The organism is Nesterenkonia sp. Act20 (genome assembly GCF_019173455.1).
Taxonomy (GTDB): domain Bacteria; phylum Actinomycetota; class Actinomycetes; order Actinomycetales; family Micrococcaceae; genus Nesterenkonia.
Map to the genome: position 1 here is coordinate 1,787,212 of NZ_JADPQH010000001.1, position 21,796 is coordinate 1,809,007.

The window sequence follows — 21,796 nt, forward strand, 5'->3', positions numbered from 1 at the left end:
ATCAGCGCAGGGCTTCCATGTCGTTGACGAACTTCTCCCAGGAGGCTTCGGGGTCATCGATCCCATCGACATCCACCCGGTTGATCGCGTCCTGGATCGCCACGTTGATGGTCAGGTACTCGGTGCCCTTCAGCGGCTGGGTCTCCACGGCGTCAGCCCGCTCGGCGAGGATCTCACCGGTGGGTGCGTCGTTGAAGAACTCCTCGCTGGAGGAGCGCAGCTCCTCAGACTCGAGCGCCTCGGTGGTGGAAGGGAATGCGCCCACGACGTCGAAAGCCTTGAGCTGCTGCTCAGGAGCGGTCAGCCAGGCTGCCAGCTTCTTGGCTTCCTCGATGTTCTCGCCCTGGGACGGGACGGTCAGGTAGGACCCGCCCCAGTTTCCGCCGCCACCCGGGAAGGTGTTGGCGATGTCCCAGCCCTCGACCCCCTCGGCGTTGCCCTCGATGATGCCGAGCATCCAGCCCGGGCACATCATGGTCGCGAAGGACTCTTCACGCTGGAAGGCGTCTGACCAGTCGCCGCTCCACTGGGCCAGACCTGCGGAGAGCTCGTCCTCCACGGAGGCCTCGAGCAGCTGATCGTAGAGATCCTTGACCTCGGGATTCGTATCGGCGATGATTTCGCCCTCTTCATTCTGGTACGGCACCTCGACCTGATTGATCATGCCCTGCCAGATGTTGTCCGAGCCGGAATACCAGGCGGAGTCCGATTCAGCGACGAACTCGCGACCCGCGGCGAAGTAGTCCTCCCAGCTGTCCCCGAGGAACTCAGCCACCTCTTCACGGTCGGTGGGCAGGCCCGCCTCTTCGAAGAGGTCGGCCCGGTAGCAGACCGCCTGGGGGCCACTGTCGGTGCCGTAGCCGATCAGTCGGCCGTCTTCGAGGACCGCGTCGTCGTACTTCCAATCCAGCCAGCGATCCTCGAGCTCGGGATCGGTGAGATCTTCGAAGCGGTCTGGGTACTGCTGGAACTCTGCGAGCCAGTCGACTTCGATGGGTTCGATGTCCGAGGCGCCCTGGCCAGCACCGAGGCTGTTGCGCAGGGAGTCGCGGGCGTTCTCCGCCGTGTCGATCTTGTTGTGCTCGATGGTGATGTTGTCGTTGATCTCCTCGTATTCTTCGAAGAGGTCCTCGTAGCCGAACTCGTTGAACGTGGTGACGCTGAGGGTGACATCCTCACCCTCGGCGCCGCCTCCTGAAGAGTCCTCGCCCTCGGCAGAACCGCCGCAGGCTGTCAGTGCCAGCGTCATCACCGAGGTGAGCGCCACCCCCTGCAGCACACGGGAGCGACGGCGGGAGCCGCGACTCGCTCGCGCCGGTGCGGGCTGGGCTCCAGCTCGCGCGGAGGAGCTGTGGTCCTCCTGGTTGTGATCAGTTGTCCTCATCACGGATATCTCCTTCGATGTGAGGTGCGAGCGATTCCTCATAGCCTCTTATGAGAGCGCTCTCACGGTGAGATGAAAGTAACACCATCTTCTCGATGTGGCAAGCGTCACAGTCAGGTTCACCCGATCGTTAGCTTCTCCCCAGGGCTGATGAGCGGCACGGCCCCAGGGTGAGACAGTAGACTCAGCATTTAGCGCCCGCCCCTGGACGTAGCGATCCCGGGACAGGGCAGACATTCATCAGCAGAAGGAGGTGCCGGTGGGACTGCTTGACAACCTCGAACGCGGCATCGAAAAGGCCGTCCGCGGTGCCTTCTCAGGACGAGGAGGGAGTCTCGGACCCGTGGAGATCGCCACCGCCGTACGCCGTCATATGGACCGAGAGTCCAAGACCGTCGCAGAAGGTCAAAGCCTGGCACCGAACCTGTACAAGATCCGCCTCGCCGAAGAGGACTTCGCCGAGGCCAAGAAGTACGGCGTGACACTCGCCGAGGAGCTCTGCGAGGAGATCCTGCGCCATGCCGAGTCCCAGGGTTACACCCTGCTGGGGCCGGTCAGGGCGACCTTCGTGAAGAACACCGAGCTCAAGCGCGGCCAGCTCAGCATCGAATCACGCACGGACAAGGACGCCGCGTCCAGCCCGGTCGCGCCGCAGGCGTCCTCCCCCGCTGCTGGGCCGTCCGCCGGAGCGCCGCTGCCCTCCACTATGGCTCAGCCCGCCGTCGCCTCACGCCCTGCACCCGCGCCAGCACCAGCCCCGGAACGTGCGGCGAGCCTGGAATACGAGGAGCGCACCTACCCGCTCCGCCCCGATTCCACGGTGATCGGCCGGTCCACCTCCGCGGATGTCACCGTTCCCGACACCGGCGTCTCCCGCAAGCATGTGGAGCTGTTCCGGACTGCCGGCACCTGGTATGCCCGCGACCTCGGTTCCACCAACGGCTCCTATGTGGACGGTGAACAGCTCACCGGGGATCACTCCAAGGTTCAGCTCACCGACGGCGCCCTCATCTCGCTCGGCAATGCGCGCCTGCGCTTCCGCCTGAGCTGAAGGGCTCTGGGATATGAGTGAACTCGCTGTCACCGTGCTGCAGTTCGGTCTGCTGCTGCTGCTCTGGATCCTGATCCTCTCCATCATCGGAGCCCAGGGCCGGGACATGACCATCTCCAAGCGCTCCCGCGCCCGCGCCGCAGCATCGGGTCCCAGCGCGGCGCCGGGTCCGCGCAACGGGCCCCCGGCGCCTGCGGCCGCGAGCCACAGCGGTCCGACGCCGCGCCCTCGGCCACGTCGGCTGCTGGTGAGCGAGGGTCCGCTGGCTGGAACTGAGCTGCCGCTGGGTTCAGCATCGATCATGATGGGCCGCGCCCAGGAGTGCACCCTGGTGCTCGACGACGACTACGCCTCCGGGAAGCACGCCCGGCTCTTCCCGCAGGGATCACGCTGGTTCCTCGAAGACCTGGGATCCACCAACGGCACCTGGCTGGGCGATGAGCAGCTCACCCGGGCCTCCACGGTGGAGCCCGGAGATCGGATCCGGATCGGCAAGACCGTCCTGGAGCTGAGGACCTAGCCCGTGCCCCTGGTATTTCGCTTTGCAGCGCGCTCCGACACCGGTGCCGTCCGCTCCAAGAACGACGACTCCGGCTACGCGGGGCGCTATTTCGCAGTGGTCGCCGACGGCATGGGCGGTCACGCCGGCGGTGACGTCGCGTCCGCCTCCACGGTGCTGGACCTGGCGCATCTGGACACGCGCGGATTCGCCGACCCAGAGACGGTCCTGCCGGATGAGATCCAGACGGCGAACTCCTTCCTGAACAAGCTGGTCAAGGCGAATCCCAAGCTCTCCGGGATGGGCACCACGATCACTTCGCTGCTGATCACCGAGGACCGACTGCAGTTCGCACATATCGGCGATTCCCGCGCCTACCGGCTCAAGCGTGGCCGCTTCCGCCAGGTCAGCAAGGACCACACCTTCGTCCAGCGTCTCGTGGATGAGGGCCGGCTGGACCCCGACCAGGCCGAATATCATCCGCACAAGAACGTCCTGATGCGCGTGCTCGGCGACGTCGACGCCTCCCCGGAACTCGACATCACCTCTTTCCCACTGGAGGCCGGCGAACGCTGGATGCTGTGCTCGGACGGGCTCAACGCCGTCGTCTCCGAACGACTGATCGAACAGAAGCTCCGGTCCACGCAGTCCCTGGAGACCATCGTCGATGACCTCGTGGATCTCACCCTCGGCGGCGGTGCCCCGGACAACGTCACCGTGGTGTGTCTGGAGGTCGTCGAGGCTGACGACGCCGCACTGGCCCCCAGCGATGACCTCCCGCTGAGCGAGGCTGCCGTCGCCGCCGCCTCCTACGACTACCCCGGACCCGACGAGACCATGGAGATGGACGTGGTCCCGGTGGTCAACACCGAGGCCTTCTCCGCCCACGACGACGACGAGACCCTCTCCCCGCTCTCCGCCGCGATGGTGCGCAAGAAGCTCGGTGCACGGCCGCACCTGCTGATCGGGGCCGCGAACAAGGCCGCCGATACCGGCACGATCCCCGTGGTCGGCCGTAATGTCGATGAGCACCCCATGGCCTCGCTGCTGACCGGGCAGCCGCTGCGCCCGGTCCGCCACACCTACTCCGAGCTGCTCGACGACCACCACACCCAGGGCGAATCGAGCCCCGAGGCTCCCATGGAGGCTGACTCCAGCGAGTCCGGGCAGACCAGCGAGACCGACTCCGAGGTCGCCGCCACCGAATCCAGCGTGGAAGCCGACCGCCCTCAGGGCAGCGGCGAACAGCGGGTCGACGACGCCTCCGAAGCCAGTCCGCACCGAGCCGGAGCCGGACTGGACGAAGACCCGGAGAGCCTGCAGGAGGAGGAGCTGGTCCTGGACGAGGACGAGCTTGAGGCGCTGGGCACCGCGCGTCGACGCAGCTCGTGGTTCCTGCCCACCTTTGTCGCGCTGCTGGCGGTCCTGGTCGCCGTCGTCACCTTCCTGGGCTATGTCTGGACGCAGACCCAGTACTACGTGGGCGATGACAATGGCGAGGTTGCGATCTACAGCGGCGTCTCCCAGTCGCTGGGTCCGATCCAGCTCTCCGAGGTGGATGAACACGCGGGCATCGCGGTGGAGGACCTGACGCAGTATCACCGCCAGCGTGTGGAGCGCGGGATCGCCGCCGATGATCGCGACCATGCCGAGCACATCATCAGCCAGCTCGCCGCCATGGCCGAGGCAAATGCCGAGCAGGACGAAGGAGGCGAGAATTGAGCACTCAGACCCACCAGGTGTACAAGCCCCGACGCAACCTCGAGCTCGTGCTGCTGTTGATGGCACTGACTGTGGCGATCGGCGCCCAGATGCTTGTCGCCTTCGCCCTCGATGAGCCCATCACCACGGACTACTTCATCGAAGGATCCGTCTACGCCGGCCTGGTCCTGGCCTTCCACGTGGTCCTGCGCCTGCGCGCCAAGTATGCGGACCCCTTCATCCTTCCGATCGTGGTGACGCTGAACGGTCTCGGCATCGCGATGATCCATCGGCTCGACTTCACCGCGAGCTACTCCGGCGTCGCGGACCGGCAGCTGCTCTGGACCGGCGTCTCGATCGTCGCCGCCATCGTGCTGCTCTGGCTGCTCAAGGACCACCGACGACTGCGGCAGCTGACCTACATCTCGCTCGCGGTCAGCGTGCTGCTGCTCTTCATGCCGATCCTCCCTGGACTCGGCTCCGAGGAGAACGGCGCCCGCATCTGGGTGGATCTCGGCTTCGCCTCCTTCCAGCCCAGCGAGATCGCCAAGATCACGTTGGCGGTGTTCTTCGCCGGCTTCCTGGCCAATAACCGCGACCTGATCCTCCTCGCGGGTCGGAAGGTCGGACCCGTCACCTTCCCCCGGCTGCGCGACCTCGCGCCCATGTTCATCGCCTGGATCGTGGCCATCGGAGTGCTGGTCGTGCAGAACGATCTGGGCAACGCGCTGATGTTCTTCGGCCTGTTCGTGGCCGTGATCTACGTGGCCACCTCACGGTTCTCCTGGATAGCCATCGGCGCGGTCTTCATGCTCTTCGGCGCTGCCTTGGCGTATCAATTCGTCGGCCACTTCCGGGACCGGGTGGAGATCTGGCTCAACGCCTTTGATCCCGAGGTCTACAACCGGGCCTTCGGCGGCTCCCACCAGGTGGTGCAGGGTCTGTTCGGGCTTGCGCACGGCGGTCTGGCCGGCACCGGCCTGGGTTCGGGGAATCCGAACATGGTCTCACTGGCCAACTCCGACATGATCATCACCGCCTTCGGCGAAGAGCTGGGCTTCATCGGCCTCTCCGCGATGCTGCTGCTTTACCTGCTGCTGTTCAGCCGGTATATGCGCGCCGGACTGGGCACCCGGGACACCTTCGGCAAGCTACTCGCGGTGGGTCTGGCGGTGGTGCTCGTGCTGCAGGTCTTCGTGGTCGTCGGCGGCATCACCCGGGTCATTCCGCTGACCGGTCTTGCGACTCCGTTCCTGGCAGCGGGCGGCTCCGCCCTGCTGGCGAACTGGCTGATCGTCGCACTGGTGCTGCTGATCTCCCATGCTGCCCGCCAGCCGGTGATCGTGGGCCCGATGGTCAATGCGACCGGGGAGGCCTCCTCCGGCACCGAATCTCGACTGCAGTCGGACGGTCCAGGCGCCCGCGAAACCGCGGTGCGCCGGCACAGCGCCCCGCCGGCTCCGTCCACCGCCGATGAGGAACACACCCGTCTGGATCACGCACCGCGAGGAGGAACCCAGTGAACAACGCTATTCGCCATACCTGGGTCGTCTCCGTGGGTCTGTTCATCACGCTCTTCGCCGCGCTGTCCATCATCCAGGTCGGGGTCACCGACGAGCTCAACGCCAACCCCAACAACGTGCGCCAGCTCTACGAGGATCGCGGTGCCCCTCGCGGTGCGATCACCGTGGACGGCAGCGCCATCGCCGAATCGGTGCCCTCGGACAATTCGAGCTTCGACTACCAGCGGGTCTACAACGCGCCCGAGCTGTACTCGGGGATCACCGGGACCTACTCCATCGCCAACGCCACGGGTCTCGAGCGGACACTCAACGAGTACCTCTCCGGACAGTCCGACAGCCAGTTCTTCGACCGGATCGCCTCGGTGTTCACCGGGGACACCATGGATGGAGGTCAGGTGGAGCTCACCCTCGACGCCGACCTGCAGCAGCTCGCCTACGACCAGATCCCCGACGGGACCCGCGGGAGCATCATCGTCAGCGAGATCGCCACGGGAGACATCAAGGCCATGGCCTCGAAGCCCAGCTATGACAACAACAAGCTGGCTGTGCAGGACTCCAGCAAACTGGTGGAGAACCAGGAAGCGCTGGAGGCGGACGAGGACTTTCGCTACACCTCGCGGGCCATCTCCACCACCATCGCGCCCGGATCCACCTTCAAACTGATCGACCTCGTCGCCATGCTCGAATCCGGGGACTACGAGCCGGACACGGTGCTGGAGAACCCGAACTCGATCACCCTGCCTGAGTCCAGCACCGAGCTGCAGAACTTCGACCGCGGGATCTGCGCTCAGCGTCCGCAGGCCGAGCTGTCCTGGATCGTCGCTCAGTCCTGCAACACCCCCTTCGCCGAAGCTGCCATGGAGCTCGGCGAGGACGCGATCCGCGACAGCGCCGAGGCCTTCGGCTGGAACTCCGGAGACCTCGAAATACCTCTGGAAGTCGCCACCTCGGCCTTCCCAGAGGACCTCTCGGACGCAGCCCTGGCACAGTCCGCCATCGGGCAACAGAGCGTCACCGCAACGCCGCTGCAGATGAACATGGTCACCTCCGCCATCGCCAACGGCGGCACGCTGATGCAGCCCACCCTCGTAGATGCGATCCGCGGATCGGACCTCCAGCTGCTCTCCACCACTGAACCAGAGGTGCTCTCCGAAGTGACCAGCGAGGACATCGCTGACGAGATCACCGAGATGATGGTGGGAGTGGTGGAGTCCGGCACCGGCACCCGCGCTCAGACCGGCAGCTTCGACGTGGCGGCCAAGACCGGGACCGCAGAGATCGGCGACAGCGAAGAGGTCAATTCCTGGATCACCGGATTCGCCCCGGCCGATGACCCGCAGTACGCCGTGACCGTTGCGTATGAGCGGATCGACTATGACACCGGCTCCTCGCTCACGGCCCCCGGGCTGCTGACCATGCTCGAGGCGGCGATCGAATGAGGCCAGTCGTCGGCATCCTGATGGGTGAGCGCTACCAGCTCACCGAACGCATCGCCATCGGCGGCATGGGCGAGGTCTGGAAGGCCTCTGACCAGGTGCTGGGGCGCACTGTGGCGATCAAGATCCTCAAGGAGGAATACACCGGAGATGAGGCGTTCCTGCGCCGATTCCGCGCCGAAGCGCGCCACACCGCCCTGTTGAACCACCCCGGCATCGCCGACATCTACGACTACGGCGAGCAGTCGGGTTCGGGTTATCTGGTCATGGAGCTGGTTCCGGGACGGCCGCTCTCGGTCCTGCTGGAGACGGACAAGACGCTGTCCTGGGAGAAGACCCTCTCCATCATCGCGCAGACCGGGCGCGCCCTGCAGGTGGCCCACGATCAGGGTCTGGTCCACCGTGACGTGAAGCCGGGCAATCTGCTCATCACCCCCACGCGCCGGGTGAAGATCACCGACTTCGGCATCGCCCGGCTGGCAGATCAGGTCCCGCTGACCGCCACCGGCCAGGTCATGGGCACCGTCCAGTACCTCTCCCCGGAGCAGGCCACGGGACAGCACGCGACGGGATCCTCCGACATCTACGCGCTGGGAATCATCGGCTACGAGGCCATCGCGGGCCACCGACCGTTCACGGGCGAGTCACAGATCGCGATTGCACTGAAGCAGGTCAATGAGCGGCCACCCGCCCTGCCCGAGACTGTGCCCGAACCGGTGCGTGCGCTGATCATGTCGATGCTGGAGAAGGATCCCTCCCAGCGTCCCATGACCGCGACCAAGCTCGCGGAGGCGGCAGACGCGCTGCTGCGCCATGACCCGGAGGCCGCGGTCAAGGCCGTACCGGCCATGGCCGCCCATATGGGCGGTGCCGACGCGCAGGACGCCACCCAGGCGATACCGCGTCATGACACCCAGCCCACCGCCGTGGTCCCGGCGGCCAGCGCAGGCGCGGCGGGTGCCGGCGCGGCCTCGGCGCGCACGCCCGAGCAGCCCGCCGCCAATGAACACACGGCTCAATACGGGACCACCCCAGGAACCGCCACATCTCATCATCAGGCCTTTGAATCAGGCACACGAGCGCCTGCCTCCGGCTACGCGCAGCCCCGACCGCATGGAGGCCGCCGCTGGTACTGGCCGCTCATGGGTCTGCTCGCCCTGGTGCTGCTCGCGCTGGTGGCCTCCTACTTCTTCCCGCAGGGAGGCGCAGGAGACCCGTCCGAGGAGTCAGAACCCAGTCCGACGGTCACCGAGACCATCACGCCGGGGACCGAGCTGGTCGAGATCCTGGAGGGCAACTACCTGGGTCTCTCCCTGGACGAGGCGACAGTCTCGCTGCAGCAGGCGGGGATGCAGGTCCAGGCCGAAGCGGTGGTGTCCAACCAACCCGCCGGCGTCGTCACCGGAATCTCACCGGAGGGCGAGGTCCCGGTGGGGTCGACCATCACCGTGCTCTACTCCTCCGGTCCACGGGACATGGAACAGGACGCTGAACAGGGTTTCGAGCAGAATAGCGGTCAGAACGAGGGGCAGGACAGCGAGCAGGAGGCTCCCGGAGGTCAGCAGAACAGCGCTGAGCAGCAGGAGCCGCAGAGCCCTTCCGATGAGCCCGCTGACGAGCCCACCACCGAGGCCCCGTCCGATGCGCCGACCGACGCGCCGACCGACGCCGGAACCGATGCGGATTCCGCAGATGCCGCGCCCGACGCTGGGCAGAACGCAGACGCTGACCCGGCGAGCCCAGAACCGGGTGCCCGACCCTCCAGCGATCCCGCCTGGGCTGGCGTCGCAGACCAGGATGGTCCAGGATCGGAGACAGGAACTGAACTATGACCGAGCCTGCTGAGCGTATTCTCAACGGCCGCTACCGAATCAGCTCGCTGATCGGTCGGGGCGGGATGGCCGATGTCTATCTCGGCCACGACCTCTCGCTTGATCGCAAGGTCGCCGTCAAGATGCTGCGCCCGGATCTGGCCCGGGATCCCCAGTTCCAGGGCCGCTTCCGCCGCGAGGGCCAGTCCTCTGCCTCGCTGAACCATCCCAACATCGTCGCCGTCTACGACTCCGGGCGTGAAGAGGTCGAGGACCAGACCCATCACGAGGTCAAGACCCCTTATATCGTCATGGAGTACGTGGATGGTGTGACCCTGCGTCATATCCTGCATGGGACTCCGAAGATCACCGACACCTCCGACGTCGACGAGGAGGAGACGCGGGTCGCCGCGGGCTCCACCCCGCCACCGCCTCCTGAGCAGGACGAGGATGTCCTCTCGCTCGGTGACACCGGTCGGGTGCATGCCGGCGAGGACCACCTGCCCGCGCACCAGGTCGGATCACAGCTCCAGTCGAAGATCGATCATGCGCTGAACAAGCCCCTCTCGGAGCACGAGACGGCCGGGTATATGCACGGCATCCTGGGTGCCCTGGGCTATAGCCACGAGAAGGGCATCGTCCACCGGGACATCAAGCCCTCCAACGTGATGGTGTCGCAGACCGGTCAGATCAAGGTCATGGACTTCGGCATCGCCCGCGCCCTGGCAGACTCCGCCTCCACGATGACCCAGACCTCCGCCGTGGTGGGAACCGCCCAGTACCTCTCCCCCGAGCAGGCGCGCGGCGAGGTGGTGGATCACCGCTCGGACCTCTACTCCGCCGGGTGTGTGCTCTTCGAGCTCCTCGCCAATCGCCCACCGTTCCAGGGCGAATCTCCGGTCTCCGTGGCGTACCAGCACGTGCGCGAAGCACCGCCCCAGGTCAGCGATTTCAACCCGCGGGTGAGCCCTGCGATGGAGTCTGTGGTGGGCAAGGCCCTGACCAAGGATCCGGCGCGTCGGTTCCAGACGGCAGAGGAGTTCAACCAGGCCTTGCAGAAGGCGCTGATCGGCATCGGTGTCGACGACGACGATCACCCGACCGCCGCGCTGGGGGCAGTCGGCGGACGGCAGGACTTCAACCAGGTCCTCGCTGCGGGGGCCGCACCTATGGCCACGCGCCTTTCTGCCCGCACACCCGAGGACCCGGACCTCTATCAAAGCTACAGCGAGCCCGCTCCGCGTCCGAGACGACGACGCGGCGGGCTCATCCTGGTCTGGACGCTGCTCATCCTGGCGCTGCTCGGAGGCGGGACCTACGCCCTGATGAACATGCTGGAGACTTCCGAGGTCTCGATACCCGATGTGGAAGACACCGCCCGCGAGGAGGCCATCGCCGAACTCGAGGACGCGAATCTGAACTACACCTTAGAGACCGAGCCGCACCCTGAGATCGAGGAGGATCGCGCGGTCCGTACCGATCCGGCCTCCGGCACCACGGTCCCCGCTGACAGCGCAGTGGTGCTGTACCTCTCCGCAGGACCCGAGAGCGTCCGGGTCCCCGATGATCTGCGCGGCTCCTCGGAAGACGAAGTCCGTGAGGCTCTGGAGGGCGTCGGTCTGGAGGTCGGCGAGGTCAGCCGGGAGAACGACCCGGAAGTCGAAGCAGACATGCTGATCAGCACCGACCCCGACGAGGGCTCCTCGGTGAGCCCAGGGTCCGAGGTCGACCTGGTCCTGTCCACCGGTCAGGTGGAGATGCCAGGAGTCTTCAACCGCAGCCGCGCCGAGGCTCAGGCGATCCTCGAGGATCTCGGGCTGAGTGTAAACGCCATCGAGGACGAGCGCACCGACTACTCCGAAGGCACCGTAGTGGGCCAGCGCGTGAACGGTCAATCGGTTCGCGCCGGAGACGACATCCCGCAGGGCTCCCAGGTCACCCTCGTGGTGGCGGTGGCTCCCGAGCCGGAACCCACTCCCTCCGAAGATGAGCCCGATGAGGAGGAACCCTCCGAAGACCCCAGCGATGAGCCCGAACCCGAGCAGCCCTCCGAGGACGGCGGGAACGGCGGTGGAGACGATGCCCCCGAGGACGAACCCGCAGGCGACGCCAATAACGACGACGACGGCGGCAATAACAACGGCAATGGCGGCACCAACGGCGAGGGTGCGGGAAACAGCGGCGATCAGGAGAACAACGGCGGCGGCAATGGCGGCAACAACGGCAATGGCGGCAATCAGGGGAACAGCGGCGGCGGCAACAACGGCAATGGCGGAGGCGCCGGCGATGAGCAGTGATCTCCGAAGCTCGCCGCCGCCGTCACGGCTCGGGCGCGTGGGCTCCGCCGCCGCTGGGCTGAGCTCGGTCGGATCGGTGCTTCTGGGACGGTCAGCCCGCGCCGTCTCGAAGCTCCGCGGATCGGGCGGATCGGCCTTTCCCGGCCTGGTCGTGGAAAAGATCGACCCTCATTTCCTCGCCAGGACGCTGCGCCGGCTGCCGCGAGGTGTCATCGTGGTCTCCGGGACCAACGGAAAGACCACCACCACCAAGATGGTCGTGGAGCTTCTCCGCGGTCAGGGCCTGAAGGTCTTCACCAACCGCAGCGGCTCAAACTTCACCCGCGGCGTCGTCGCCTCCATAGTGGGCGAGGTCCGGCTCAACGGTCGGCTCGATGCAGACATCGCGGTGCTGGAGCTCGACGAGGCGCATGCGGTGCATTTCGTCAAAGCTGTGCGGCCGGACCACAGCCTGCTGCTCAATGTCATGCGCGACCAGCTCGACCGATTCGGCGAGATCGACACCACGGCGGGCATGCTCCGTGCCATCGCGCAGCACACCGATCAGGGTGTGGTGCTCAACCGCGAAGATCCGCGGGTCCGTGCCATCGCGCACAGCCTCGAGAATCAGCGTGTCGACTACTTCGGGCTCAGCGAATCGCTGCTCAGCCACTTCCCCAGTGACGATGACTTCCATGCCGGTCCTGCCGCGGCGGCCGACCGTCCCGACGCGGACGTGGTCCTTGAGGAGCTCACCGAGGGGGGCGGCCGATTCACGCTCGACGGTGAGACCATCACCACGACACTCACGGTCAACGGCGCCTACAACACCTTCAACGCGGCCGCCGCACTGGCCGTGGTCCGCCAGGCGCTGGGCGAGACGGTGGACTCGGCGGCGCTGATCGCCTCCCTGGCCAAGGTGTCTCCCGCGTTCGGCCGCGGGGAGAGCCTCACGGTGCAGGGCCGATCACTGGACCTGGTGCTGGTGAAGAACCCGTCCGGCTTCCGGCTGGGGCTGAGCTCCTTCGCCTCATCCGGGGTGGCCACCATGATCGCCATCAATGACAACTATGCCGATGGCCGCGATATGAGCTGGCTCTGGGATGTGGAGTTCTCCTCGCTGGCCGAGGAGGGCGTGCGGATGATCTCGGGAGTGCGTGCCTACGACATGGCGCTGCGGCTGAAATACGACGACGTCGACTTCGATGCCGTGGAGCCTGACCTCCAGGCGGCGCTGACCCGGTTCCTGGACGACAATCCTGGCCAGCCGGCCCGCATCTTCTGCACCTATACCGCGATGCTGGCGCTCCGGAAGCAGCTCAGCGCCTACACCGAAGTGGAGGCCTTCTGATGACCGGCGCAGCCAAACCCATCCACGTGCTCCAGCTCTACCCCCGAGACATGAACATCTACGGGGACTTCGGCAATGCGCTGGTGCTCACACGACGCCTGCAGTGGCGCGGGTACGAGCCGATCCTGCACAGCTACGACCCGGAGGACGAGTTTCCCGAGGAGGTCGACCTTCTCATCGGTGGAGGTGGGCAGGACAGTGGTCAGGACAAGATCCAACAGGACCTGCTGCGCCTCGGTGACAGGCTCCACGAACTGACCGAGCGAAACACCCCGATGCTGATGATCTGCGGCCTCTACCAGCTCTTCGGGCATTCCTTCCGCACCCGAGAAGGCCGCGAGATCAAGGGGATCGGTGTCCTGGACCTGCACACCGAGGGGACCGACACCCGGCTGATCGGCAATGTGGTCGCCGAATCCGGGCAGTTCGGGGAGATCCTCGGCTATGAGAACCACTCCGGCCAGACTTACCTGGGCGAAGGCGTGCAGCCGCTGGCGCGCGTCACCAAGGGAGAGGGCAACAACGCTCGAGACTCCCATGAGGGTGCCCGCTATAAGAATGTCCTCGGCAGCTACCTGCATGGTTCGCTGCTGCCCAAGAATCCGGCGATCGCCGACTTCCTGATCGCCACCGCCGTGCAGAACCGCTACGGCGAGGATGTCCAGCCAGCCATCGAGCCTGCGGGCTCCGCGCAGCCCATCGATGAGCTGACCCGTCAGGCGCGCATGCACGCCACCAAGCGGCCGCGCTAGGAGGAGCTGCTCGTCACTTCCACCGCATGGTCATGAAGAAGCCGATCATGATGATGCCGAAACCGATGACGACGTTCCAGCCGCCCACGGACTGAATCGGAAACGCGCCCTGGGTGATGTACCAGACGATCAGCCAGAGCAGACCGAGGATCATCAGACCGATCATGGTGACGCGGTACCACATGGGCAGCGACTCGTCCTCGAGCTCGAGATCCTTCAGCTCCATGGGCTCGGCATCGTTGAGCGGAGACTTCTTGGCTGCCGTCTTCTCGTTCTTCCTACGATTCCTGCGCTGCTTGGACTCTGCCACGTCGATTCGGCTCCTCTGGATCTCGCACTGACCTCGGTTCGGTATTCTGTTCCCACAACCGAGCACACGCGGCGCCGGCCCTGGTCTGCGCGCCATTCTATCCGTCGAACTGTGATGCTCGCCCCACCTGCCGTTCGGAGGACTCATGTCGGGACACCGCCGCGGCGCAGGCGCCCGCGTGCTGGGCGTCACCGGCGAGCTGCTGATCACCCTGGGCGTGCTGGGACTCCTCTTCGTGGTGTGGGAGGTGTGGTGGACCGGATTGGACGCCAACCGCGATGCGCAGGCGCTCGAGGAGGAGTTTCACAGCCGGATCGAACAGGTGGACCCCGGTGCGGACTCCAACCCCGCGCCGCCGGACTGTCAGGAGCTGCCCGCGGGCGGAGCTGCAGCGTGCCCGGAGCAGATGTCCGCGGTGGACAGCGGCGCCATCGCGGTGCTCTACGCGCCGGCCCTCGGCTCGGACTGGTCTGCTCCGGTGCGCTCCGGGGTTGATGACGCGACGCTGAACAGCGGAGGCGTGGGTCACTATCCCGACACGCAGCTTCCCGGCGAGGCAGGAAACTTCGCCGTGGCGGGGCATCGACTGACCTATGGCGACGTCCTCCGAGACCAGGATCAGCTTGCCGCCGGGGATGAGATCTACGTGGAATCTCCGGACGGCTACTACACCTATGAAGTCACCGAGAGCTATGTGGTGCTTCCCGAGCAGTCCGAGGTGATCCTCCCGGTTCCGGGCGAACCGGACGCGGAAGCGGATCGCTCTCTGCTGACGCTGACCACCTGCCACCCACTGTTCTCGAATCGCGAACGGCTGATCACCCACGCTGAACTCGTGAACTGGTCTCCACTGTCCGCGCAGGCGCCCGCCGCCGTCGCCCAGGGAGGTTCCTGAGATGTACGCCTGGCTCTTCCGCCATCTTCCCGGGCCCCTGGCCGTGCAGATCCTGCTCAGCCTGCTCATTCTGGCCGGTATCGTATTTGTCCTGATGCAGTTCGTCTTCCCGTGGCTGAGTCAGTACAGCCCGCTCAACGATTCCACACTCGAAACGATGACCTCCTCGGCATGTGGCCGAGGCGAAGGGACCCCCCATGAGTGAGACCTCCTCCGCAGCTCGGATCCTCGTGGTCGACAACTACGACAGCTTCGTCTACACGCTGGTCGGGTACCTTCGTGAGCTCGGCGCCGAGACGACCGTGATCCGCAACGACGACCTGACAGTGGCCGAGGCCAAGAAGCTCGCTGCGGAACACGACGGCGTGCTCATCTCCCCCGGCCCGGGCACCCCCGGTGAGGCTGGCGTGTCGGTAGAGCTCATTCGCTGGTGCGCGGAGGCGCAGGAGCCGATGCTCGGAGTGTGTCTGGGCCATCAGGGCCTGGGCGAGGCCTTCGGAGCGACCGTGACGCACGCCGAGCAGCTCATGCACGGCAAGACCTCACCGGTGACCCACACGGGCCACGCCTCCTTCGCGGGACTCCCCGAGACCTTCGTGGCCACGCGGTACCACTCGCTCACCGTGGCGCCGGAGACCATTCCGGAGATCCTCGAGGTCACCGCCTCCACCGAGGACGGAGTGATCATGGGGTTGGCCCACCGGACCGCACCGCTGTGGGGGATGCAGTACCACCCCGAATCCGTGCTCACCGAGGGCGGATACCGGATGCTGGGCAACTGGTTGGAGTCCATGGGCCAGCATGGCGCCGCCGAGAAGGCCGCCCAGCTGAACCCGATCCGCTGAGAATCTGGGGCTCTGAGAATCTGGGGCTCTGAGGCTCCCGCACCCAGCAACGCTCCACGACCCTCCTGACGCAGATGCACGAAGCGGACCTGGCGTGATCGCCAGGTCCGCTTCGTGTGCTGGGCCGCTGCCGAGGTTCTGCCTCCTGCAACGCCCGTGCACCTAGGTCATCTGCGTCCTACAACGCGCTCGACTCAGGTGGCCGGCTTCGGTGAAGGAACGTTGTTGCCCTTGGCCTCGCCGGCGTCCTGGGCATTGACGTTGGTCTCTCCCGAGGGCCCAGCCTTGGTCTCCGGGGAGCCGGAAGGCTTGGGTGCGGCCGACGTGGTCTGCGGAGCCGAGCTCGCTGGCTTCGCGGGAGCCGCCGGAGTTCCCTGCACGGATGGCTTCTCAGCAGAAGTCACCGGCTTGGGCGCCGCCGTCGAAGAGGTGGCCGGACGGGTGACCGGCTCCGGCTTCTTCCACGGGTCTTCCACAGGCTGGCTGGCGCGCCACGCGGCGACGCCTGCCGTGACGGTGGCAGCCACGAGACCGAAGATCAGCAGTCCCTTCTTGCGGCTGTTGGAACGCTGCTGCTTCTTCAGAGTCTTCGCTGTGCCCTTGGCGTAGCGCTCGGAGCTCTTGCGCAGCTTCTTGACGATCTTCTTATCGCCAGTCGCCTTGATCAGCGCCTTCTCCACCCGAGGATCCAGCTCGGCCCGATGGATGAGCTTCGCGGTCTTGTCCGCGTAGCCACCCAGACGCGCCGACGTCGCCGGAACATACTCCGAGGTGAACTGAGTCTTGGCGGTGTCGTACTTGGCGAGGACCTTGGCCACCTCGGCGCGAGCCTGAGGGGGGAGCCTGTCGTACTGCGAGGCGATTCCCCCACCGGCGACCGAGGAGTACTGCTTGATCTTCTGGCCCGCCACTGAGGCGCCGTCGTTGACTGCCGTCAGTGCACGCCCGGAGGCGTCCTGCACCTTCGGAGCGCTCTTGCGGTAGGTGCCTTCGGCCCAATCTGCGGCCGCGCCCAGTTTGGGGGCGGTCCAATCACGTGCGGTCTCGACTCCCGCGAGCACGACGTGCTCCCAGGAGTGGTTCCGCTTCTTCTTCTTGCCGAACATGCATGTCCTCCGAATCCGGATCGGTTGCTCACATCAGCTTACGTGGTCTGCCGGTGACCTGCTATGGCACGGCCCATCTCCCCCCATCATCCCCCGAGCTGGCACCTCGCGCCACCAATAGTGAGACAATGGGGCCCATGAGTGCTATCGCAACACATAAGGCAACTATCCGAACTTCCAAGGGCGAGATCGTGGTCGAGCTCTTTGGCAACCACGCACCCAAGACTGTGGACAACTTCGTGGGTCTGGCCACCGGCGAGCAGGAGTGGACCCACCCGGAGTCGGGCGAGAAGATGGTCGACACTCCGCTTTACAGCGGCACAGTGTTCCACCGCATCATCTCCGACTTCATGATCCAGGGCGGAGACCCGCTCGGCCTCGGCGTCGGGGGACCCGGCTACAAGTTCGGCGATGAGATCCACCCCGAGCTGGACTTCACCGCGCCGTACAAGCTGGCCATGGCCAACGCCGGCCCCGGCACCAATGGTTCTCAGTTCTTCATCACCTCCGTGGCGACCAACTGGCTCCAGGGCAAGCACACCATCTTCGGCGAGGTCAGCGACGCAGAGTCACAGAGAGTCGTTGATGCGCTGAACACCGTGCCCACCGACAACCGGGATCGCCCGAAGGAAGACGTCGTCATCGAGAAGATCGACGTCGAGAAGCTCTGAGGATCCTAGAATCACCGCAACATTCTGTCCGCAGCATCCGGACAGGCCGGCCTCTGTGCAGTGTCAGCGCTGCAGCCGGCCGGCCTGTCCGGAGTGCCTGCGGGAGGCCCCCGTCGGGTTCCAGTGCGTGGACTGCCTCGAGCGCGCACGCAGCGAGTGGCAGCGCCGCCGCCCCACTGCTCGTTCGCAGTTCGGTGCAGTGATCCGACCGGGGCAGCGCCCCATCGTCACCTTCACCGTGATCGGGCTGTGCATAGCCGTCTATGTCCTGCAGCTGCTCAGCGACACGGTCACCGCGTCCCTCTGGTACGCCCCGCTGCAGACCTCCGCCTGGGTCTTCGAGCCCTGGAGGATGCTCACCTCTGCGCTGGTGCATTCACCGTCCAGCGCCATGCACCTGCTCTTCAACATGTTCGCCATCTGGTTCGTGGGCCGCGCCATCGAGCCCGCCCTGGGCCGCGCCCGCTACGGTGCCCTGCTGCTGCTCTCCGCACTTGGCGGCTCCGTGGCCGTGCTGTTCCTGACTCCCGCGATGACTCCCACGCTGGGTGCCTCCGGTGCCGTCTTCGGCCTCTTCGGAGCCCTGTTCATCCTGATGCGCGCCACCGGGGCGCAGACCGGGGGGATTCTCACCCTGATCGCGATCAACGTGGTGATCAGCTTCGTCATCCCTGGCATCTCCTGGCAGGGCCACTTCGGCGGCCTGGTGACCGGAGCGATCTGCGCGCTGCTGCTCTCCAAGGTTCCGCGCGGCCGCACCGGTGACGCGCAGAGGAACGCCCGCCGCCGCTCGCTGTGGCAGGGCCTGGGGCTTCTCGGGGTCGCCGTGCTGCTGATCGCGCTGACCGCCCTGGGCATGCAGCTGGTCAACCCGTACGCGTGAGCGAACGCCCTGTGCAGAACTATTCCACAGTTTTCCCGGTAGTTCACAGATGCCTGTGGATACCGCTCTGACCTGACGAAATACACGCATGTAACTTATGCACACTGTGGATAAACCCTGTGGACAGCTTTGTCTGCTCCAGGTCACGAACCAAAGATACCGGACCCACGCGTCGGTGGATCCGGCATCTCTGTCCTGGTTGAGCCAGGGTCTGCTACTGTCGCGCGGCGGCGCCCTGCTGGCGGACCTGGGCAGCGGTTGATCCGTTCCACTGCTCCTCCATCGTGGGCCACATCCGCTTGAGGATGTCGTTCCAGGTGATCGCCCCGGCGAGTCCGGTGTCTGAATACACGACCGCGAGCTGCTCGCCAGCCTCACGCATGCTCTGGAAGGCCTGATAGACCGAGGCACCCATGGGAACCACCAGTGCCGGCCGTGCGAGTTCGCTGACCGGGTGCGTCGGCTCCACGGTCAGGGTGTCGCGCACATGGACCACCAGCGGGTCTGTGCCCGTCTCCGGAATGATCAGCACCCGAAGATGCCCCGTCCTGCGGGCCGCCGCCTGCACATCAGCGGCGGTGGCACCGGCGGGGACCGTCGTGGTCTCCTGCCGGGTGCGCCCCGCGATGACGTCGTCCACTGTGAGAGTCTCCAGGTCGATGACCCGGGAGATCTGCGAGGCAGAGGCCTCGTCCAGGGCACCGGTCTGCGTGGAGTGCTCCACCAGATGCCTGATGGTCTCGGAGTCGTACCCGCCGGCTGCCGCACGATCCACCGGGGTGATCCCGCTGGCCGAGACAAGCCGGTTGGCAATGCTGTTGATCCACAGCAGCAGGGGTCTGAAGACCCAGAGGATGATCTGAGCAGGCAGTGCCACGAGCTTCGCGGCTCGCTCGGGATGAGCGATGGCCCAAGACTTCGGAGCCATCTCCCCGACCACCAGGTGCAGGAAGGTCATCAGCAGCAGAGCCAGGGCGAAGGCCAGGGCGTCCGCAGCCCAGTAGGGCAGGCTCCAGGATTCGAAGATCGGCGTCAGCGCGTAGTGCACCGCCGGCTTGCTAACAGCACCGAGCGCAAACGTGCAGGCGGTGATGCCCAGCTGTGCACCCGCGAGCATGACGGTGAGCTCGTTGAGCCCGCGCAGGGCTGCACGTGAGGAGCGGCTGTGCTCTGCCGACTCCTCCAACCGGTGCCGCCGAGCGGCAAGCAGCGCGAACTCAAGGATCACGAAGAAGGCGGAGATGATGATGATGCCGACAGTGGCCACCAGTGGAATCAGCCAGTCGCTCATCGTTCCTCCTCAGACTCTTCGCCGAGGCGAAGGTGGACGGATTCTGGGACATGTCGATCGACGCTGAGCACCGTCACGTCGAGCCAGCGGCGCGGTGGTGAGGATTCGGCGTAGTCCGCCGGATCTGCCGGCAGCTCCACGCGAACCTCCTGCCCTTCGGTCAGCAGCGAGCCCTCCTGGGCCATCAGCAGGCCGGAGAGGGTCTCATAGTCGCCCTCGGGGAAGCTGCGTCCGATGACGCGCTCCACCTCATCAAGGTGCAGATCACCATCCACGCGCCAGAAGTTCTCTTCCACGGGTTCGATCCCGCTCGGCGCCTCGTCGTCGTGCTCATCGGTGATGTCGCCGAGGATCTCCTCGGCCAGGTCTTCCATGGTCACCACGCCGGTGAAGCCACCGTATTCGTCGATGACACAGGCGAGCTTGGCATTGGCGTCGCGCAGCGTGCGCACGGCATCGGGGAGCGGCATCAGTGTGGGCACGATGACCGGTGTGCGCATGAGCTCAGACGCGGGCAGGTCATCGGAGAGGTCGCTGCCGAGCAGGTCCACCATATGTACGACTCCGACGGGCTCATCGTGGGTGTCCACCACGGGGTAGCGGGTATGCTCCTCCGCCATCAGGGTGCGGATCTCCCCCAGAGTGGTGTCGGGATGGATCAGACCGGTGCGGGAGCGGGGAACCATCGCGTGTTCCACGTCGTGCTCCGGGAAGTCCAGGATCCGATCCAGCGTCAGGTACATCTCTTCGGCGAGGTCGCCGCTCTCGTGCGAGCTGGAGACGATGTGTTCCAGATCCTTCGCGGTGGCACTGGACTCGACGTCGTGGACCGGCTCGATCCGCAGCAGCTTTAGCAGCGCATTGGCCGCGAAGTCGAAGATGGCGATGAGCCAGCCGAACGCACCGAGGTAGAACTTGGTGGAGCGAGCCAGCCCGAGAGCCAGCGGCGTGGGGTTGGCGATCGCATAGTTCTTCGGAAAGAGTTCCCCGAAGATCATCTGCACCACGGTGGAGACCGCCAGCGCAATGATCGTGCCGATGGTGATGCCCAGTGCTGCAGGGATGCCGACGCCGCCGAGCAGCTCGCCCAGACCTTCGCCCACCAGCGGCTCCGCGACATAGCCGACCATGAGGCCGGTGACGGTGATGCCGAGCTGGGCACCCGAGAGCATGAACGAGGTGCGTCCGGTGACATCGAGTGCGCGCTGAGCGGACTTGTCGCCGCCGGCGGCCATGGAGCGCAGACGATTGCGATCCACCGACATGTAGGCGAACTCCTGGGCCACGAAATAGCCGTTGGCCGCGATGATCAGCAGGATCAGCACAATGCCGAGGAGCAGGAGCAGGAGGGCGATCACCGGGCGACCACCATTGCGGCGCTGCGGCGGTCGGTATGACCTTCATTCGCAGTACTCGGGGGACGGTGTCGTCGGCGATCAAGTACTGCGCTTGGTAAGTCGTACACCTGTGTGAGGCACCTCTTCAGTCGTGTGGATGGCTGCTCATGGCAAATCATAGCCGAACGGGGTTCGGAGCCGGATGGTCTGCACAGCACCGAAGCCGGCCCCGCCGATGCAGAGAGAAAAACGGCCCCTCCCACCAAGAGGTGCGAGGAGCCGTTTTCTTCAGCGTGTTCTCATCCGGTGGAGGCAAGGGGACTCGAACCCCTAACCCCCTGCTTGCAAAGCAGGTGCGCTACCAATTGCGCCATGCCCCCAGATTTTCCTCAGGCTATCAGACGGAATCTGTGGCCCGAGACCAAACTTTTCGAGCATCCTCAGCCCGTCGCCACTGGCGATAACCGAGGATTCCCGCCACCGAGAAAGCCATCAGCACAATGCGCTTCATCGCTTCCTCCTGGAGTCCGGGGTGGGCGTAGGAGGACTTGAACCTCCGACCTCATCGTTATCAGCGATGCGCTCTAACCGCCTGAGCTATACGCCCCCGACACCTCATAAAAGGTGCGTCATCCTCATCAGGACGACCACTACACATTACATCGCTGACCTCG

At 65.7% G+C, this 21,796-nt stretch carries 19 protein-coding genes and 2 tRNA genes; 14 read left to right on the forward strand and 7 right to left on the reverse strand.

Going from position 1 to position 21,796, the window contains the following annotated elements; translation table 11 throughout:
- Window position 1 precedes the first annotated feature (1 nt).
- Entirely contained in the window at window positions 2–1,384 is a 1,383-nt protein-coding gene (locus IY716_RS08230) for an ABC transporter substrate-binding protein (RefSeq protein ID WP_255316473.1), read from the reverse strand.
- 259 nt (window positions 1,385–1,643) lie between these two features.
- Between IY716_RS08230 and IY716_RS13890 the strand changes: the two genes are divergently transcribed.
- From IY716_RS13890 to IY716_RS08275, 9 genes are read left to right on the forward strand one after another with little or no spacing between them, the layout of a single operon-like run.
- A complete protein-coding gene (locus IY716_RS13890) occupies window positions 1,644–2,435 on the forward strand; it encodes a DUF3662 and FHA domain-containing protein (protein WP_218221061.1) in 792 nt (263 codons plus the stop codon).
- 13 nt (window positions 2,436–2,448) lie between these two features.
- Complete coding sequence (locus IY716_RS08240; RefSeq protein ID WP_218221062.1) at window positions 2,449–2,955, forward strand: FHA domain-containing protein; 507 nt, start codon at window positions 2,449–2,451, stop codon at window positions 2,953–2,955.
- A gap of 3 nt (window positions 2,956–2,958) precedes the next feature.
- Window positions 2,959–4,656: a protein phosphatase 2C domain-containing protein gene (locus IY716_RS08245; protein WP_218221063.1), complete on the forward strand. Its 1,698-nt coding sequence runs from the start codon at window positions 2,959–2,961 to the stop codon at window positions 4,654–4,656.
- A 59-nt stretch (window positions 4,657–4,715) separates the two neighbouring features.
- Window positions 4,716–6,158 carry an FtsW/RodA/SpoVE family cell cycle protein gene (locus IY716_RS08250; RefSeq protein WP_218221481.1) on the forward strand — a complete coding sequence of 481 codons (1,443 nt, stop codon included), beginning with the start codon at window positions 4,716–4,718 and terminating at the stop codon, window positions 6,156–6,158.
- Window positions 6,155–7,597, forward strand: coding sequence for a penicillin-binding transpeptidase domain-containing protein (locus IY716_RS08255; protein WP_218221064.1), 1,443 nt, complete (start codon window positions 6,155–6,157; stop codon window positions 7,595–7,597). The genes IY716_RS08250 and IY716_RS08255 overlap by 4 nt, the downstream gene beginning before the upstream one ends.
- Entirely contained in the window at window positions 7,594–9,426 is a 1,833-nt protein-coding gene (locus IY716_RS08260; protein ID WP_218221065.1) for a protein kinase, read from the forward strand. The genes IY716_RS08255 and IY716_RS08260 overlap by 4 nt, the downstream gene beginning before the upstream one ends.
- Window positions 9,423–11,702: a PASTA domain-containing protein gene (locus IY716_RS08265; RefSeq protein WP_218221066.1), complete on the forward strand. Its 2,280-nt coding sequence runs from the start codon at window positions 9,423–9,425 to the stop codon at window positions 11,700–11,702. Before IY716_RS08260 ends, IY716_RS08265 begins: the two co-directional genes overlap by 4 nt.
- Window positions 11,692–13,032: a Mur ligase family protein gene (locus tag IY716_RS08270; RefSeq protein ID WP_218221067.1), complete on the forward strand. Its 1,341-nt coding sequence runs from the start codon at window positions 11,692–11,694 to the stop codon at window positions 13,030–13,032. The genes IY716_RS08265 and IY716_RS08270 overlap by 11 nt, the downstream gene beginning before the upstream one ends.
- Window positions 13,032–13,784, forward strand: a complete 753-nt coding sequence (locus IY716_RS08275) for a type 1 glutamine amidotransferase (protein WP_218221068.1) — start codon at window positions 13,032–13,034, stop codon at window positions 13,782–13,784. The genes IY716_RS08270 and IY716_RS08275 overlap by 1 nt, the downstream gene beginning before the upstream one ends.
- A 13-nt stretch (window positions 13,785–13,797) precedes the next feature.
- Here the strand turns inward: IY716_RS08275 and IY716_RS08280 are convergent, their stop codons facing one another.
- Entirely contained in the window at window positions 13,798–14,094 is a 297-nt protein-coding gene (locus tag IY716_RS08280; protein WP_369699639.1) for a cell division protein CrgA, read from the reverse strand.
- 145 nt (window positions 14,095–14,239) lie between these two features.
- On the opposite strand from IY716_RS08280, the gene IY716_RS08285 reads away from it, so the two are divergent.
- The 3 genes from IY716_RS08285 to IY716_RS08295 are packed head-to-tail and all read left to right on the forward strand — an operon-like array spanning window position 14,240 to window position 15,834.
- Complete coding sequence (locus IY716_RS08285; RefSeq protein ID WP_218221070.1) at window positions 14,240–14,989, forward strand: class E sortase; 750 nt, start codon at window positions 14,240–14,242, stop codon at window positions 14,987–14,989.
- 1 nt (window position 14,990) lies between these two features.
- The gene (locus IY716_RS08290; RefSeq protein ID WP_218221071.1) at window positions 14,991–15,194 is read left to right on the forward strand and encodes a hypothetical protein; all 204 of its coding nucleotides are present in this window, start codon (window positions 14,991–14,993) and stop codon (window positions 15,192–15,194) included.
- A complete protein-coding gene (locus IY716_RS08295) occupies window positions 15,187–15,834 on the forward strand; it encodes an aminodeoxychorismate/anthranilate synthase component II (protein ID WP_218221072.1) in 648 nt (215 codons plus the stop codon). The genes IY716_RS08290 and IY716_RS08295 overlap by 8 nt, the downstream gene beginning before the upstream one ends.
- 194 nt (window positions 15,835–16,028) lie before the next feature.
- Here IY716_RS08295 and IY716_RS08300 read toward each other — a convergent pair whose 3' ends face one another.
- Window positions 16,029–16,940: a hypothetical protein gene (locus IY716_RS08300; protein WP_218221073.1), complete on the reverse strand. Its 912-nt coding sequence runs from the start codon at window positions 16,938–16,940 to the stop codon at window positions 16,029–16,031.
- Window positions 16,941–17,077: 137 nt separating this feature from the next.
- Here IY716_RS08300 and IY716_RS08305 point away from each other — a divergent pair, with 137 nt between their 5' ends.
- Window positions 17,078–17,611, forward strand: coding sequence for a peptidylprolyl isomerase (locus IY716_RS08305; RefSeq protein ID WP_218221074.1), 534 nt, complete (start codon window positions 17,078–17,080; stop codon window positions 17,609–17,611).
- A gap of 127 nt (window positions 17,612–17,738) precedes the next feature.
- Entirely contained in the window at window positions 17,739–18,494 is a 756-nt protein-coding gene (locus IY716_RS08310; RefSeq protein WP_369699640.1) for a rhomboid family intramembrane serine protease, read from the forward strand.
- Window positions 18,495–18,708: 214 nt separating this feature from the next.
- On the opposite strand, the gene IY716_RS08315 is transcribed toward IY716_RS08310, so the two are convergent.
- The 4 genes from IY716_RS08315 to IY716_RS08330 all read right to left on the reverse strand — a co-directional run bounded on the left by IY716_RS08315 (window position 18,709) and on the right by IY716_RS08330 (window position 21,729).
- On the reverse strand, window positions 18,709–19,785 hold the full coding sequence (locus IY716_RS08315; RefSeq protein WP_218221075.1) for a CNNM domain-containing protein: 1,077 nt from the start codon (window positions 19,783–19,785) through the stop codon (window positions 18,709–18,711).
- Window positions 19,782–21,143, reverse strand: coding sequence for a hemolysin family protein (locus IY716_RS08320; RefSeq protein WP_369699641.1), 1,362 nt, complete (start codon window positions 21,141–21,143; stop codon window positions 19,782–19,784). The genes IY716_RS08315 and IY716_RS08320 overlap by 4 nt, the downstream gene beginning before the upstream one ends.
- Window positions 21,144–21,429: 286 nt before the next feature.
- Window positions 21,430–21,502, reverse strand: a tRNA-Ala gene (locus tag IY716_RS08325).
- Between the two features lie 153 nt (window positions 21,503–21,655).
- Window positions 21,656–21,729 (reverse strand) — tRNA-Ile (locus IY716_RS08330).
- Between the last annotated feature and the right edge of the window lie 67 nt (window positions 21,730–21,796).